The 16,268-nt window shown below is 72.4% G+C and carries 11 protein-coding genes; 6 read left to right on the top strand and 5 right to left on the bottom strand.

The window, feature by feature from the left end:
- The first annotated feature begins 67 nt into the window (after window positions 1–67).
- From ACS04_RS29095 to ACS04_RS29085, 3 genes are all read left to right on the top strand, one after another.
- Complete coding sequence (locus ACS04_RS29095) at window positions 68–1,291, top strand: calcium:cation antiporter (protein WP_048479795.1); 1,224 nt, start codon at window positions 68–70, stop codon at window positions 1,289–1,291.
- Between the two features lie 459 nt (window positions 1,292–1,750).
- Window positions 1,751–3,181 (top strand): sulfatase family protein, encoded by a 1,431-nt coding sequence (locus ACS04_RS29090; protein WP_048479839.1) that lies wholly within the window; start codon window positions 1,751–1,753, stop codon window positions 3,179–3,181.
- 82 nt (window positions 3,182–3,263) lie between these two features.
- Entirely contained in the window at window positions 3,264–4,172 is a 909-nt protein-coding gene (locus tag ACS04_RS29085; protein WP_078865479.1) for a formylglycine-generating enzyme family protein, read from the top strand.
- A 46-nt stretch (window positions 4,173–4,218) separates the two neighbouring features.
- Here ACS04_RS29085 and ACS04_RS29080 read toward each other — a convergent pair whose 3' ends face one another.
- Complete coding sequence (locus ACS04_RS29080; protein WP_048479794.1) at window positions 4,219–6,459, bottom strand: sulfatase-like hydrolase/transferase; 2,241 nt, start codon at window positions 6,457–6,459, stop codon at window positions 4,219–4,221.
- 154 nt (window positions 6,460–6,613) lie between these two features.
- A complete protein-coding gene (locus ACS04_RS29075) occupies window positions 6,614–8,281 on the bottom strand; it encodes a M4 family metallopeptidase (RefSeq protein WP_048479793.1) in 1,668 nt (555 codons plus the stop codon).
- Window positions 8,282–8,737: 456 nt separating this feature from the next.
- Here ACS04_RS29075 and ACS04_RS29070 point away from each other — a divergent pair, with 456 nt between their 5' ends.
- On the top strand, window positions 8,738–10,258 hold the full coding sequence (locus ACS04_RS29070) for a fatty acyl-CoA synthetase (protein WP_048479792.1): 1,521 nt from the start codon (window positions 8,738–8,740) through the stop codon (window positions 10,256–10,258).
- Between the two features lie 27 nt (window positions 10,259–10,285).
- Here the strand turns inward: ACS04_RS29070 and ACS04_RS29065 are convergent, their stop codons facing one another.
- Together ACS04_RS29065 and paaK are read right to left on the bottom strand one after the other, a co-directional pair.
- Window positions 10,286–11,107: a YhjD/YihY/BrkB family envelope integrity protein gene (locus tag ACS04_RS29065; RefSeq protein ID WP_048479791.1), complete on the bottom strand. Its 822-nt coding sequence runs from the start codon at window positions 11,105–11,107 to the stop codon at window positions 10,286–10,288.
- Window positions 11,108–11,194: 87 nt separating this feature from the next.
- Window positions 11,195–12,496, bottom strand: coding sequence for a phenylacetate--CoA ligase PaaK (paaK, locus tag ACS04_RS29060; RefSeq protein ID WP_048479790.1), 1,302 nt, complete (start codon window positions 12,494–12,496; stop codon window positions 11,195–11,197).
- Window positions 12,497–12,617: 121 nt separating this feature from the next.
- Between paaK and ACS04_RS29055 the strand changes: the two genes are divergently transcribed.
- A complete protein-coding gene (locus tag ACS04_RS29055; RefSeq protein ID WP_342449574.1) occupies window positions 12,618–13,490 on the top strand; it encodes an alpha/beta fold hydrolase in 873 nt (290 codons plus the stop codon).
- A gap of 125 nt (window positions 13,491–13,615) precedes the next feature.
- On the opposite strand, the gene ACS04_RS29050 is transcribed toward ACS04_RS29055, so the two are convergent.
- On the bottom strand, window positions 13,616–15,247 hold the full coding sequence (locus ACS04_RS29050) for an acyl-CoA synthetase (protein ID WP_048479788.1): 1,632 nt from the start codon (window positions 15,245–15,247) through the stop codon (window positions 13,616–13,618).
- 189 nt (window positions 15,248–15,436) lie between these two features.
- Between ACS04_RS29050 and ACS04_RS29045 the strand changes: the two genes are divergently transcribed.
- The gene (locus tag ACS04_RS29045) at window positions 15,437–16,237 is read left to right on the top strand and encodes a crotonase/enoyl-CoA hydratase family protein (RefSeq protein ID WP_048479787.1); all 801 of its coding nucleotides are present in this window, start codon (window positions 15,437–15,439) and stop codon (window positions 16,235–16,237) included.
- Window positions 16,238–16,268: the final 31 nt, after the last annotated feature.

Raw genomic sequence — 16,268 nt, 5'->3', positions numbered from 1 at the left:
CCACGTCAGAGCCCCGGATGCGCCCCTTGCGCCGCACATCGGGGACACTTCTGGCAAGTTGGCTGATATGAGTACGGCTACCCGCAGATTCCCCCTGACCGACTGGACCGTCGTGGTCCCCGTGGTGGCGCTCCTCGCGCTCGTCTTCAGCTGGGGGCGCGATCTGCCCGGATTCGCCGTGGGCCTGGTCGCCCTCTGCCTCGGCGGCGCGGTGCTCGCCGCCGTGCACCACGCCGAGGTCGTCGCCCACCGGGTGGGCGAGCCCTTCGGCTCGCTGGTCCTGGCCGTGGCCGTCACCGTCATCGAAGTGGCCCTCATCGTCACCCTGATGGCCGATGGCGGGGACAAGACGGCCTCCCTGGCCCGGGACACGGTGTTCGCCGCCGTCATGATCACCTGCAACGGCATCGTCGGCCTGTCCCTGCTCGTCGGGGCCCTGCGCAACCGGGTCGCCGTCTTCAACGCGGAGGGCTCCGGCGCGGCCCTGGCCACCGTGGCGACGCTGGCCGTCCTCAGCCTGGTCCTGCCGACGTTCACCACCAGCAAGCCGGGACCGGAGTTCTCCACCGCCCAGCTGACCTTCGCCGCCGTCGCCTCGCTCGCCCTGTACGGGCTGTTCATCGCCGTCCAGACGGTCCGTCACCGGGACTACTTCCTGCCGGTGGACACCGGGGCCGCTACGGAGCGGGCGGCCGGCGCCGCAGCCGGCGCGGTGGGGAGCGGCGACGGGGCCGCGGGGCGGGGCGGTGCGGCCGCCGGCGACGGCGGCGTGGCCGCTGGGGACGGGGACGGGGCCGCTCGGGACGGCGACGGGGAGCACGCCGCGCCGCCCACCTCCCGGGCCGCCCTGGTCAGCCTGGGCCTGCTGCTGGTCGCGCTCGTCGCCGTCGTCGGCGACGCCAAGGCCGTCTCGCCGACCATCGAGAGGGCCGTCGCCGGCGCCGGCCTGCCCAACGCCGTCGTCGGTGTGATCATCGCCCTGCTGGTCCTGGCCCCCGAGACCCTCGCCGCCGTACGCGCCGCCCGCCGCGACCGCGTCCAGACCAGCCTCAACCTGGGCTACGGCTCCGCCATCGCCAGCATCGGCCTGACCATCCCGGCCATCGCCCTCGCCACCGTCTGGCTCTCCGGTCCGCTCCTGCTCGGCCTCGGGCCGATCCACATGGTGCTGCTCGCCCTGACCGTCGTGGTCAGCGCCCTCACCATCGCGCCCGGCCGGGCGACCCTGCTCCAGGGCGGCGTGCACCTCGTCCTGCTCGCCGCGTACCTCTTCCTCGCCGTCAGCCCGTGAGCCGCCCCCGGTGGGGCCGGACCCTTCCGGCCCCACCGGGCAAGGGCGCGGTTCAGCGGCGCCCGCGCGGCCAGACCATCTCAGCTGCGGCGAGGTGAGGACGCCCCGGGGGCGGCTTGCGCGCACACCGGCGGTGGACGGGGCCGCGGTCGCAGCGGGACATCGGGGCGCCTGCATTTTCATCTGCCGTACATGGAACGGCGGTTCCGCCTCACCTACGCTCGTCGCCATGGCAGCAGGAATCCTCAGCGCGCGCCGCCACGTCGACCAAGGGCGTATGGCGAGCGCCCTGTGTACGGTCGCCCCGGCGCGCTGAACGCGCCTTTCTCCCGCACGGGATCCCCACCTGGCGCCCCGCCTGGCTCCCGTCTCCTCCCCCTTTCACACCACAGCAGGCGACTCGAAGCGGCTCGTCTGCCATGCCCTCGTGCGCCGACGCGCCCAGGAGGAATGGACATCATGAGCGAGAACAGCGAAACGAGCGAGAACACCGAGAACAGACGCCACCCCGTGAGCCGCCGCGGCTTCCTCGGCGGCGCCGCAGCCGTGGCAGCAGCCACCGCCGTACCCGTCCTCGCGCAGGCCGCAGCAGCCACCCCCGCCGCTGCCGCGGGCCGCCCGAACATCCTGCTGATCGTCACCGACGACCAGCCGAAGCAGACCGAATGGGCCCTGCCCAAGACCCTCGCCTGGCTCGCCGACCAGGGCGTGAAGTTCACGAACGGCCACGTCGCCACCCCCTTGTGCGCCCCCTCGCGGTCGAGTGTGTTCTCCGGCCGGCACGCCCACAACCACGGCGTGCGCAACAACCAGTCCCCGTACGCGCTCGACCAGAGCACCACCGTGCAGAAGTACCTGGGGGACGCGGGCTACCGCACCGGCCTGTTCGGCAAGTACCTCAACTCATGGGCCCTGGCCGACAACCCGCCGCACTTCGAGGAATTCGCTCTCCTGCGGCCCGGATACGTCGACGCCCAGTGGAACGTCAACGGCACCGTCCAGACGATCAACGGCTACACCACCACCATCATCAAGAACCGCACGCTGAACTTCCTCCAGAAGGCCGCGACCGACACCCGGCCCTGGTTCGCGTACGTCACCCCCTACGCCTCCCACGGCCCGCGGACCCCCGAGGCGAAGTACGCGGACACCCCCGTCCCGGACTGGAACGGCCGGCCCTCGGTCCCCGAGAACGACCGCAGCGACAAGCCGGCCTACATCAAGAACGCCACCGGCACCCTCGCCGACGGCCAGACCATCCGCGCAGAGCAGCTGCGCACGCTGCTCTCCGTCGACGACGCGGTGCAGGCATTCAAGGACAAGCTCCAGGCCTTGGGCCAGCTGGACAACACCCTCGTCATCTACATCGGCGACAACGGCTTCAGCTGGGGCGACCACGGCTGGACCGCCAAGTCGGTGCCCTACCGGCCGGCTCACGAGGTGCCGTTCTACCTCTCCTGGCCGGCCGGCGGGCGTGGGGCGGGGAGCGTGGACCACCGCATCGTCGCGAACATCGACATCGCGCCGACCATCCTCGACGCGGCCGGCATCACCCCGTCCGCGGCGCAGGACGGCCGGTCCCTGCTCTCCGCCTACAGCCGCGACCACCTGCTGGTGGAGTGGTGGAAGCAGGGCACGGCCACCGGCGGTGTGCCGACCTGGTCCTCGTACGTCGCCAAGGACGAGCAATATACGGAGTACTACGACCTGACGACCGACGCGAACGGCACGGTGTCCGGCACCGGCCAGGTCAAGTTCCGCGAGTACTACGACCTGGTGCACGACCCGCACCAGCTGGCCAACAAGCTCCACCAGGCGACTCCGGCCGACGAGCAGGCCCTCGGCATCCCCGCCCTGGCCGCCCGGCTCGCCGCCGACCGCGTGGCCTGACCCACCCCCACAGAACCGCCGGCCGGGCGCCCGCACCGCGAGGTACGGGCGCCCGGCCGCCCACCGTCCCGACGGAGCCGCCATGTTGGACTGCTGCACCCCCGGCCACGACCATGCCCCGATGCTCACCCTCGCGCCACCGCCCCCGGCGGCCCCTGCGGCCGCGGCCTCCCGGGTGGCCCGGCAGCTGATCACCCTGCCCGGTGGCGCGTTCCTCATGGGCACCGACGACCCGGAGGGCTTTCCGGCGGACGCCGAGGGGCCGGTTCGCGAGGTGGCCGTGGAGCCCTTCCGGATCGCGGCCGCGGCCGTGACCAATGCCCAGTTCGCCACCTTCGCCAAGGCCACCGGCCATACGACGGAGGCCGAGCGCTTCGGCTTCTCGTTCACCTTCGGTGCCTTCCTCGCCGACGAGGTCGCCGCGGTCTCCGCGCCCGTGGCGGCCGTCCCGTGGTGGCGGGCGGTGGAGGGCGCCTGCTGGCGCCACCCCGAAGGACCCGGTTCGCACGTCACCGACCGGCAGAACCACCCCGTCGTCCATGTGTCCTGGAACGACGCCCAGGCGTACTGCGCCTGGTCCGGCACCCGCCTGCCCACCGAGGCCGAGTGGGAGTACGCGGCACGCGGCGGCCTGGAGCAGCGCCGATACCCCTGGGGCGACGAGCTCACGCCCGACGGCCGTCACATGTGCAACATCTGGCAGGGCGAGTTCCCCGCACTCAACACCGGTGCCGACGGCTACGTCTCCACCGCCCCGGTGAAATCCTTCCGGCCCAACAGCTTCGGCCTGTACAACACGGTCGGCAACGTCTGGGAGTGGTGTGCGGACTGGTTCACGCCCGGCGAGGAGACGTCCCGCGCCATGCGCGGAGGCTCGTACCTCTGCCACGACTCCTACTGCAACCGCTACCGCGTCGCGGCCCGCAGCTCGAACACGCCCGACAGCTCGACCGGCAACATCGGGTTCCGTGTGGCCGCCGACCTCCCGTAGCTCGGTCCGTCGTCCGGGCGCTGGAGGTCAGGACACGGTGACCGGGTCAGGACACGGTGACCCGGGCCAGGGCCCAGGAGGTGTGGTCGAAGGACGTGCGGTTGTTGGCGTCCTCGACCACCAGACGCAGCACGCGGACGCCCCGTACGTCCACGTCGACCGGGACCGGGCCGGTGGCCGCCGTGAGAGTGGGGGTGGTGAGGATCAGGCGGTCGTCGCCGTAGACCTTGGCGCGGGTGGCGCCGAGGGTGCTCTGCCTGGCGGAGAAGTCGTCGATGCCGACGAGGGAAGTGAAGCGCACGGCGGCACCGCCGAGGTGGTAGGCGATGTCACTGGGAGCGTGGACGCCCAGACCCTTGGGATACGTCGTACCGCCGAAGGAGATCAGCGGACCGTCACCGGCGGCGTTCTTGCCGTTGGAGGCGTCGCGTTCCACCGGTCCCCAGCCGTTGGCGGCACTGATCCAGGTGAGGTCGGAAAGGTAGGAGTCGCGCGTGGGGGCGGGGGGCGGGGTCGGGACGGTGCCCGCCGCCGCGTAGCGGACCGGGCCGGCCGCAGTGAGGGCGCTACCCTCGGCCGTGAGCTTCCAAGGGGTGGCGGGGGCAGCGTCCGCGGGCGGGGTGACCTGCCAGGAGGCGGTGAGCCGGGCGCCGACGGCGAGCTCCTGCGCCGTGGTCGGGGAGGTGGAGACCACGGTCCATCCGGCCGGGGCGCGCAGGCCGAGCGACGCGGTGGTCCAGGGCCGCGCGGAACCGTTGTCCAGGGTGGCGGTCACGGTGAACGCCTGGCCGGGGACGGCCAGGCGGGGCAGGGTCAGGCGGGCCCCGAAAGGGGTGCGCGCGAAGGTGTCCCGCCAAGAGGAGCGCATCAGCGCCACCAGTTCCGCGGCCTTGGAGGGGTTCTTGTCGAGGACGTTGCGGGTCTCGCCGGGATCGGCCGCCAGGTCGTACAGCTCCACCTGCCACTTGTCGTCGGGAAGGTTGTGGTCGCGCTCGGGGGCGAAGCGCACGGCCTTCCAATTCTCTCGGCGCACCGCCTCGGCGAGCCAGGTCGCGCGCTTGTTGTCCTGGGCATCGGCCCGGCTGGTGACCCCCAGCTCGTCGCGGAACCAGTACAGGTGTCCGTGGCGCGCCGAGTCGGGGCTGCCGGCGAGCAGGGGAGCGGCGGAGAGCCCGTCCACGTCGGTGGGGGCGGGGGCACCGCCGAGCTCGGCGAGGGTGGGCAGGACGTCGGTCAGGGGGGTGGGGCGGTCGCTGGTGCCCTGCCGGACCCGGCCGGGACCCCAGGCGATGAGAGGGACGCGTACGCCGCCTTCGTAGAGGTTGCGCTTGTAGCCGCGCAGCGGACCGTTGGCGTCGAACAGGTCGGGGTTCACCCCGCCCTCCTCGTGCGGGCCGTTGTCGCTGGTGACGAGGACGACGGTGTCCTGCTCCAGGCCGAGGGAGCGCAGCCGGTCGACCACCTTGCCGACCAGTGAGTCGAAGTAGGACACCTGGGCCGCGTGCCCCTTGTTCGCGGCCGTCCAGCTCCGGTCGGCGTAGGCCGTCGTGTCGGGGATGTCGCTGGGCGCGTGCGGGACGTTCGGGGTGAGCAGGAGGAGGAACGGCTCGGCGGCGTGGGCGTCGATGAACTCCAGGGCGCGCTGTGCGAGGAGGTCGGGGGCGTACACGGCCTTGGCGCCGCCGGCGTTGGCGGGGATGGGCTCCTTGACCGCGTTGTGCCAGAGGTACTCGGGGTAGTACTCGTGGGCGTGGGTGTGGTCGATGTAGCCGTGGAACTCCTCGAAGCCGCGGGCGGCCGGATGGCTGTCCTGGCCGGCCGCCTCCGGTCCGAAGCCCCACTTGCCGACCACGGCGGTCCGGTAGCCGCGCGCCCGCAGCACCTGCGCGAAGGTGGTGTCGGTGGCGGTGAGCGAGCCCTGACCGCCGGAGGAAGGGTTGGCGCGGACCGTGGCGTGGCCGGTGTGCAGTCCGGTCAGCAGGGAGCAGCGGGAGGGTGCGCAGACGGCCGCGGTGGAGTAGGCGTCGGTGAAGCGGAGCCCCTCGGTGGCGAGCCGGTCCAGGCGGGGGGTGGTGATCAGTTTCTGCCCGTACGCGCCGAGTTCGCCGTAGCCGAGGTCGTCGGCGAGGACGACGACGAAGTTCGGCAGCCGGGCGCCGGAGCCGTCCGCCGTGTCCGGGACCGTCACCGCGGACACCGCCTGTGCCGACCCGGCGGCGGTGGCGGCGCCGGCGGTCAGACCGAGGGTGGCGGTCGAAGCGGCCAGGAAGGTACGGCGGCTGGGCATGGGGGACTGCTCCTCGGGTGCGGGTGCGGGTGCGGGTGCGGGTGCGGGTGCGGGTGCGGGTGCGGGCCCGGCGCCGTGGGGCACGGCGCCGGCGGGGCACGGCGGCGCCGCACCGGTTCGACCTCGGTGCGGCGCCCCGTGCGTGCTGCGGGGGTCAGGGCTTGACGTTCACCCCGGCCCAGGCGGCGGCCACGGCCTTGGCCTCGGCGCTGTTCGCGCCGTACAGGTCGGCCGCTGCCTTCAGGGTGGCCTCGCGGGCACCGTGGTAGTCGGTGGTGGACGTGAAGTACGCGGTCAGCGCCTTGTACCAGATCTGGACCGCCTTGTCCCGGCCGATACCGGTGACCGTCGAGCCGTCCACGGTCGGGCTGTCGTAGTGCACGCCGTTGATGTCCTTCGCGCCGCTGCCCTCGGACAGCAGGTAGAAGAAGTGGTTGGCGACGCCGGAGGAGTAGTGCACGTCGAGGTTGCCCACGCCGGCGCTCCAGTAGTCGGCCGAGCCCCGGCCGTCCTTGCTCGGCTTGTCCTGGTAGCGCAGCGGCTTGCCGTTGCCGAAGATGTCGATCTTCTCGCCGAGCAGGTAGTCGCCCTTGTCCTGGGCGTTGTTCGCGTTCCACTCCACCGCGGTGCCGAAGATGTCCGAGGTGGCCTCGTTCAGGCCGCCGGACTCACCGGAGTACTGCAGGTCCGCGGTGGCCGAGGTCACGCCGTGGCTGAACTCGTGGCCGGCCACGTCGAGCTGGGTCAGGGCGTGCTGGTTGCCGGCGCCGTCGCCGTAGGTGATGGTGAAGGACTGGTCGTCCCAGAAAGCGTTCTGGTAGGCGCTGCCGTAGTGGACCCGGGAGACCGGAGCCCGCCCGTCGTTCTTGATGCCGTTGCGGTGCAGGACGTTCTTGTAGAAGTCCCAGGTCTGGGCGGCGCCGTAGGCGGCGTCCACGGCGGCCGTCTGGTTGTTGCCGGGCAGGCCGTTCCCCCACTTGTTGTCCGCGTCGGTGAAGACCGTGCCGTTGCCGCTCGTCTTGTGCTTGAGGTCGACGGTGCTGGAGCCGCCGCGCACGCTGTCGACGAGGGAGAAACCCGACGACGTCTTGGTGGTGTTGAGGGAGACGCTGCCGCTGTACTGGCTGGCGCCGGTACCGACCGCGGCGGGCGCGGCGGCGCTGGGCTTGGCGGCCGCGGCTCCGCTCTTCGCGGTGATGCCGCCGGCTATGTCGAGGATGAGCTGGGCCTCGTGCAGTTTCCGGCCGGTGTCGGCGTCGGTGATGACGCGCAGTCGGCTCGGGGTGACACCGTCGCGCTGGACGCCCGTGACGACGGTCTCGTAGGCGAGGACGGGCTTGCCGTCGGCGGCCCAGATGACCTTGCGCGGGGAGTCGCCGGCGGAGGCGCCGGTGGTGTTCGCGGCTTCGGCGGCCTGGACCGCGGCGGAATGGGCGGCGGCCGGGGCCAGCTTCGGGGTCACCGAGGCGACCTTGATGTCGGCCTCGGTGGCCTTGGTGACCGACGTGACGGCACCGCCGGCGTTGCGGTGGACGACGAGGTCGCCTCCGAGGACGGGAAGGCCGGCGTACGTGCGCTCGTAGCGGGTGTGGACCGTGCCGTCGGCGTCCTTGATGACGTCCTTGACGATCAACTGCTCCTCGCCGCCGAGGCCGAGCGAGGCCGCGGTGGCCGCAGCGGCGCCGGCTTCGGCGGCCGCCGGGACGGCACCCGCCGAAGCGGCGGTGGTGCCGGCGGCGAGGAGGGTGCCGGTGAGGACGGCCGCGCCGGACACGAGGGCGAGGCGGCGCGCCCTGCTGCCGGCGGTGGTGATCGAGAACATGCGGATTCTCCAGAGGGTCGTGGGGAGTTGGACGGGATCGCCGTCCACCTCTGCAAGGAGGAATGCCTTGATGAGCAGGGAGACTCTCAGGCGGCCGTGGACATGTCACGCGGCGTAAGTGATGGTTGGTTCGCTCATGTCGGATTCGCCGCCCACCTCTTCACGGGAAGGACAAGATCCCGATACACGCCGACACAAATGGCACGGGAATTCGAAACAACCCCGTAGGGAACTGTGCCGGGAGACACGGCAATTGACGCTCATTCATCGACCGTCGGCAGTAGCGATGGAGCGCACCTGCCCGCGGGCGGGGACGGGCGCGATCCCGCCGGTGTCACCGCCGTCCGGGGCCGCACCGGAGCCGCCATCCCCCCGGCACCAGCCGGTGCATGCCGTTCGGTATCCCGCCGGCCCGGGTCATTGACCGCGGCTGTGCCCGGCGACGAGGATCGCGCCATGACAGCGGCGCGGGCGGTACGGCGGAACACGGTCGACGGGCTGGTGCGCGACAGCGCGCTGCGCGTCCCGGACCGGCAGGCCGTCACCTACCGCGAACGGACGTGGACGTACGCGGAACTCGACGCCGCCGTCTCCACCGGGGCCGCCGTCCTGCGGGAGCGGTACGGGCTGGCCGACGGCGACCGGGTCGCGACCTTCGCCCACAACTCGGACGCCTATCTGCTGGCCTTCCTCGCCTGCGCCCGCGCCGGGCTCACCCACGTCCCGGTCAACCAGAACCTGACCGGCGAGGACCTCGCGCACATCCTGGACGACTGCACGAGCGCGCTGGTCCTCGCCGACCCGGACCTGGCCGCGCGGATCCCCGAGGGCCATGCCGTACGGCCGCTGCGCGACGCGCCCGGCTCGTTCCTGGCGGAGCTGGCCGATCCGCTGCCCTTCGCAGCCGACCGCGATCCCCGCGCCTTGGCGCAGCTGCTCTACACCTCGGGTACCACCGCCCTGCCCAAGGGCGCGATGATGACGCACCAGGCGTTGGTGCACGAGTACGAGAGCGCGATCGAGGCGCTGGACCTGGCCGAAGCGGACCGGCCGGTGCACTCGCTGCCGCTCTACCACTCGGCGCAGATGCACGTCTTCCTGCTGCCGTACCTGGCGGTGGGCGCGCGGAACACGATCCTGGACGCCCCGGCCGCCGAGGAGGTCTTCGACCTGGTGGAGGCGGGCCGGGCGGACAGCCTGTTCGCGCCGCCCACGGTGTGGATCGGGCTCGCGAACCACCCGGAATTCGGGCGCCGCGAACTGGGTGCGCTGCGCAAGGCGTACTACGGGGCCTCGATCATGCCGGTGCCCGTGCTGGAGCGGCTGCGGGGGCGGCTGCCAGGCCTCGGGTTCTACAACTGCTTCGGCCAGAGCGAGATCGGACCGCTGGCCACCGTGCTGGGCCCGGAGGAGCACGAGGGGCGGATGGAGTCCTGCGGGCGGCCCGTGCGCCACGTCGAGGCGAAGGTCGTCGACGAGGACGGCGCGGACGTGCCGGACGGCACGGCGGGCGAGGTGGTGTACCGCTCGCCCCAGCTGTGCCTCGGCTACTGGAACGACCCGGAGGCGACGGAGAAGGCCTTCCGGGACGGCTGGTTCCGCTCCGGGGACCTGGCGGTGCGGGACGAGCAGGGGTACTTCACCGTCGTCGACCGGGTGAAGGACGTCATCAACTCGGGCGGCGTGCTGGTGGCCTCCCGGCAGGTCGAAGACGCGCTGTACACCCACCCGGGAGTGGCCGAGGCCGCGGTGGTGGGTCTGCCCGACGAGCGGTGGATCGAGGCGGTCACGGCGATCGTGGTGCCGCGCGGGGAGGTCACGGAGGCGGAGCTGCTGGCGTACGCCCGGGAGAGGCTGGCCCACTTCAAGGCGCCGAAGCGGGTGCTGTTCGTGGACGCCCTCCCGCGCAACGCCAGCGGCAAGATCCTCAAGCGCGAACTGCGGGACCGCTTCGGGCAGGAGGAACAGCCGGCCTGATCGGCAGGACGCCCCCGGGCCCGCGGGTCATTCGCCCGGGCCGCCGCCGGCCCGGAGGCGGCGGAGGGTGAGGTGCTCGTGGACCAGGCGTCCGACCAGGGCGCCGCCGTAGACCACGAAGCCCACGCCGACCAGCCAGGACTGGACGACCAGCAGCGTGCCGAAGGGGCCGTAGGTGACGGCGTTGGACGCGATCAGCGGGGAGAACACCAGCTGGGAGAAGAGCCGCAGGCCGAGCAGGCCCAGGCTGGTGGCCACCGCCCCCGGCAGCAGGGCCCGCCAGCGGACCCGGCCGCCCAGCAGCAGCCGCTGGGAGCCCCAGAAGAAGAGCATGGTGCCGAGCAGATCGCCGGTGGTGCCGAGGACGGTGCCGACGGCGTCGTTCGAGGGGGCGGGGATCCCGACGAGCAGCGCGAGGTAGCAGACCAGCAGGGCCAGCCAGACGACGTGCCGCCACATGGTGTGCCAGCGGGCGGTGGGCAGGTCCCAGACCTTCTCGTACCCGGTCTGCACGGCCGAGCCGAAGGTCAGGCCGAAGACGGCGAGGGCCGCGAGTCCGAACGCGGTGGTCCGCTCCAGCGCCAGGTCGGCCGCGCCGAACAGCATCTCGACCCGGGCCCGCGAGGACTCGGTGACGCCGAGGGCCTGGCCGAGCCAGCGCCCGAAACCGGAGCCGCTGCCGGGGGCGGCGGCCGCGACGACCACCAGCAGCGGCACCAGGGTCAGGAAGCCGAGTGCGGCGAAGCCCATGGCCCGGTGCATGAGCTCCATCTCCCGCCCCCGGCTCCACGCCAGCCCGGCCGAAGAGGCGTGGAGCCGCTCGTGGAGCCGGCGGAAGAACGAGGTCACGCCTCATGGATTACCCGGACGGACCCGCGGGTTCTCGCAGGCTCCCCCGAAGTAGGCCCGAAGGGGTGGCTTCGCCGGGTGGCTCCGCTACCGCGCCTCCCTGAGGTCCGTCACTCGCTTGATCTTGCCCACCGACCGCTCCAGGGTCTCCGGGTCGACCACCTCGACGGCCACCGAGACCCCGATGCCGTCCTTGACCGCGCGGACCACGGCGGCGGCCGCGGCCTTCCGCCGGCCCGCATCCGCCTCCCGGCGCGCCTCCACCCGGACCGTCAGCGCGTCCATCCGGCCCTCCCGGGTCAGCCGCAGCTGGAAGTGCGGGGCCAGGGCGGGCGTGCGGAGCAGGATCTCCTCGATCTGCGTCGGGTAGAGGTTGACCCCGCGCAGGATGATCATGTCGTCGCTGCGGCCGGTCACCTTCTCCATCCGCCGGAACGCCGGCCGGGCCGTACCCGGCAGCAGCCGGGTCAGGTCCCGGGTCCGGTACCGGACGATCGGCATGGCCTCCTTGGTGAGCGAGGTGAACACCAGCTCCCCGGACGCTCCCTCCGGCAGCACCTCGCCGGTGAACGGGTCCACCACCTCCGGGTAGAAGTGGTCCTCCCAGATGTGCAGCCCGTCCTTGGTCTCGACGCACTCCTGCGCCACGCCCGGGCCCATCACCTCGGACAGGCCGTAGATGTCCACCGCGTCGACGTCGAGCCGCTGCTCGATCTCCCGGCGCATCTCCTCGGTCCACGGCTCCGCGCCGAATATCCCCGTCCGCAGCGAGGTGGTGCGCGGGTCGATGCCCTGGCGCTCCATCTCGTCCAGCAGCGTGAGCATGTACGAGGGCGTGACCATGATGATCTCCGGCCGGAAGTCCTGGATCAGCCGGACCTGGCGGTCGGTCATCCCGCCGGACGCGGGCACGACCGTACAGCCGAGCCGCTCCGCGCCGTAGTGCGCGCCGAGGCCGCCGGTGAACAGGCCGTACCCGTACGCGACGTGCACCATCTGGCCCGGTCTGCCGCCCGCCGCCCGGATGGAGCGGGCCACCACGTCCGCCCAGGTGGAGAGGTCCCGGTCGGTGTACCCGACGACGGTCGGGCGGCCCGTGGTGCCGCTGGAGGCGTGGATGCGGCGCACCTCGGAGCGCGGCACGGCGAACATGCCGAAGGGGTACTGGTCGCGCAGGTCGGCCTTGGCGGTGAAGGGGAAGAGGGCGAGATCGGCCAGGGAGCGGCAGTCGTCGGGGTGCACCCCGGCCTTGTCGAAGGCCTGCCGGTAGTGCGGCACGCGCTCATAGGCGTGGTGCAGGGTGGCGCGAAGCCGCTGCAGCTGGAGCGCGGCCAACTCGTCGCCGCTCAGCCGCTCGCCGTCATCGTGGACATCCGCGTGCGCCGTCATGCCGTCACCTCATCCTGAGCCGTGAACCGAAGTCGTATGCGAATCAACCGACCGATCATTCGGTAGATTGCCGCAGCCCGGTGGCTAAATCAATGACTCGAACGAGTGATCGCATGATGGGATGACCCCCATGCCGATCTTCACCTCTCACGACGGAACCGAGCTCGCCTACCACGTCAAGGGTGAGGGCGAGCCGCTCGTCTGCCTCCCGGGCGGCGCCATGCGAGCCTCCGCCTACCTGGGCGACCTCGGGGGGCTGACCGCCGGACGCCGGCTGGTCCTCCTCGACCTGCGGGGTACGGGCGACTCGCAGGTTCCGGCCGACGAGTCCACGTACCGCGTCGACCGCCAGGTCGCCGATGTCGAGGCCCTGCGCCTCCACCTCGGCCTGGAGCACATGGACGTACTGGCCCACTCCGCCGCCGGCAACCTCGCCCTGCTCTACGCGGCGGCGCACCCGGCCCGGCTGCGCCGCCTGGCCCTGGTCACCCCGACCTGCTGGGCCGTGGGCCTCGACTCGACCCCCGAGCAGCGCCTGGAGGTGGTCCGCGGACGCGCCGGCGGCGAGCCGTACGACACGGCCATCGCCGCGTACGAGCGGATCCTCGACGTCCTGGCGGCCGGCGGCACCCCTGCCCCGGCGGACTGGACCCGGGCGATGCCCCTCGCGTACGGACGCTGGGACGAGGGGGTGCGCGCCCACATCGACGCGAGCGGCCGCGAGAAGAACGCGGCGGCGGGCGTCGCCTACGCCGGTCCCGGCGCCTTCGACCCGCCCGCCACCCGGGCCGCGCTGCGCCGCCTCACCGGCGAGGTGCTGGTGCTGGCCGGAGAGCTGGACAGCTACCCCACCGCCGCCCTCACCGCCGAACTCGCCGGGCTCTTCCCGCGGGGCACCGCCGACGTCCAGCCGGGCGGCGCGCACTTCCCGTGGCTGGACGACCCGCGGTGGTTCGCGGCGCGCGTGGAGCGCTTCCTGGCCACCGGGTCCTGACCGGCGGACCCGGCTCCGGGCCGCCCGCCCGGCCGCCGCGACCGCGCCGCGCCCCGTCAGTGCGTCGCGCCGCGCCCCGTCAGTGCGTCGCGCCGCGCCCCGTCAGTGTGCCGTGCCGCGCCGCGTCACTGCGCCGCGTCCGCCTCCGTCGCCACCGACTTCGCCCAGCGGTAGTCCGCCTTGCCGCTCGGCGAGCGCTGGATGGCCGGCGTCACGACCAGCTGGCGCGGGATCTTGTACCCCGCCAGCCGCGTCCGGCAGTGCCGCTGGATCTCGTCCAGGGTCGGCTCGGGCGCGCCCGCCCGCACCTGCACCACCGCGGCCACGTGGCTGCCCCACTTCGGGTCGGGCACCCCGGCGACCAAGGCGTCGTAGACGTCCGGATGGGACTTCAGCGCCTGCTCGACCTCCTCCGGGTAGACCTTCTCGCCGCCCGTGTTGATGCACTGCGAGCCCCGCCCGAGGACGGTGACGATGCCCTCCTCGTCCACGGTCGCCATGTCCCCGAGGAGCACCCACCGCTCGGAGCCCCTGCGGAAGAAGGTCTCGGCGGTCTTCGCCGCGTCGTTGTAGTAGCCGAGCGGGACGTGGCCGCGCTGCGCGAGCCGCCCCGGCACGCCCACGGGAACCGGCTCGTGCGTCACCGGGTCCACCACCTGGGTGCGGTCGTTGACCACGAGCCGGAACCCCTTCTCGGGGCCGGAGTCCTCGGCCGCCCTGCCGTTCGAACCGGACTCGGAGGAGCCGAAGTTGTTCAGCAGCACCACGTTCGGCACGAGCCGCTGGAACTCCGCCCGCACCGTTTCCGACATGATCGCCCCGGACGAGGAGACGCTGAACAGCGAGGACAGGTCGGTTCCCCGGAGCGGGCCCTTCAGGGCGTCGATGAGCGGGCGGAGCATCGCGTCGCCCACCAGCGACACGCTCGACACCCTCTCCTTCTCGATCGTACGGAGCACCTCCTCCGGCGCGTACTTGCGGTGGATGACCACCCGCTGGCCGTAGTTGAAGGCGATGAACGAGGTCAGGGTCGAGGTGCCGTGCATCAGCGGGGGCGCGGGGAAGAAGGTCAGCCCGGCGCCCTTCGACGCGACCCGCTCGGCGAGCTCCTCGGGCCGCTTCACCGGCTCGCCCGAGGGTTCTCCGCCGAAGAGCCCCGCGAAGAACAGGTCCTCCGCGCGCCACATGACGCCCTTGGGCATGCCCGTCGTGCCGCCCGTGTAGATGATGAACAGGTCGTCGGGGGAGCGGGGCGGGAAGCCGCGCCCCGGTGAGCCGGCCGCCTCGGCGTCCTCGTACGCGACCGGCGCGATCGAGGGCTCCGGTGCGCCCTCGGGGGCGGGCCCGACCCGGATCAGGTGGCGCAGTCTCGTCGTTTGCGGGAGGGCGGCGGCCACCCGTTCGGTGAACTCGCCCTCGAAGACGAGTGCGGCGAGGTCGGCGTCGTTGTACAGGTAGACCAGTTCCTCCTCCACGTACCGGTAGTTGACGTTCACCGGTACGAGACGGGCCTTGAGGCAGGCCAGGACGGTCTGGAGGTACTCGATGCCGTTGTAGAGGTGCAGCCCCAGGTGCTCGCCGGCCCTCAGGCCGCTGTCCAGCAGGTGGTGCGCGATGCGGTTCGCCGCGGTGTCCAGCTCCGCGTACGTGAGGCGGCGCTCGGCGCCGGTGCCGGGGTGGTCCACGTACACGAGTGCCTCGCGGTCCGGGACCACGTCGACGACCGACTCGAACAGGTCGGCAAGGTTGTACTCCACCGTTCCTCCTCACCCCCGGTGTTTCCGGTTGCGGGCCATGGCCGTGCCGACCCGCGGCGGTCATTAGAGCGCCGCTCAGCCCAAGTGGGAAGGGCGCGCTCCAAAAAATCTGACTGGGTGTCAGAAAACTATTGAACTGCACCCGGCCCTCCTGCAACCTGTTCTAGGTCTTGAGACGGGAGGACGGCAATGGGTGGGACGGAACACCTGACCGTGGACCGCCACGGCGCCACGCTGGTGCTCACCATGAACCGGCCGGAGGCGAAGAACGCGCTTTCGCTGCCGCTGCTGGTGGGGCTGTACGACGGCTGGCTGGAGGCGGACGCGGACGACACGATCCGCTCGGTGGTCCTCACGGGCGCGGGCGGGGACTTCTGCGCCGGGATGGACCTCAAGGCCCTGGCCGGGAAGGGGATGGCGGGCGACCGGTACCGGGACCGGCTCAAGGCCGACCCCGACCTGCACTGGAAGGCGATGCTCCGCCACCACCGGCCGCGCAAGCCGGTGATCGCGGCGGTGGAGGGGTACTGCGTGGCCGGCGGGACCGAGATCCTGCAGGGCACCGACATCCGGGTCGCGGGCGCGGGCGCCACCTTCGGGCTGTTCGAGGTCAAACGCGGCCTGTTCCCGATCGGCGGCTCGACGGTCCGGCTGCCCCGGCAGATCCCGCGCACGCACGCCCTGGAGATGCTGCTCACCGGCCGGCCGTACTCGGCGCAGGAGGCGGCGCGGATCGGACTGGTCGGACAGGTCGTCCCCGAGGGGAGCGCCCTGGCCAAGGCCCTGGAGATCGCGGAGCAGATCAACGCGTGCGGGCCGCTGGCCGTCGAGGCCGTGAAGGCATCGGTCTACGAGACCGCCGAGCTGACGGAGACGGAAGGCCTGGCCTCGGAACTGCTGCGCGGCTGGACCGTCTTCGAGACCGCGGACGCCAAGGAGGGGGCGCGGGCCTTCGCGGAGAAGCGGCCGGCCGTCTTCCGGCGCGAGTAGCCCCCGCCCCTGCCCTCTCGTCCCCGCCCCC

It is taken from the genome of Streptomyces roseus, from assembly GCF_001044425.1.
GTDB lineage: Bacteria > Actinomycetota > Actinomycetes > Streptomycetales > Streptomycetaceae > Streptomyces > Streptomyces roseus.
This window is presented reverse-complemented; position numbering and strand designations above follow the sequence as displayed.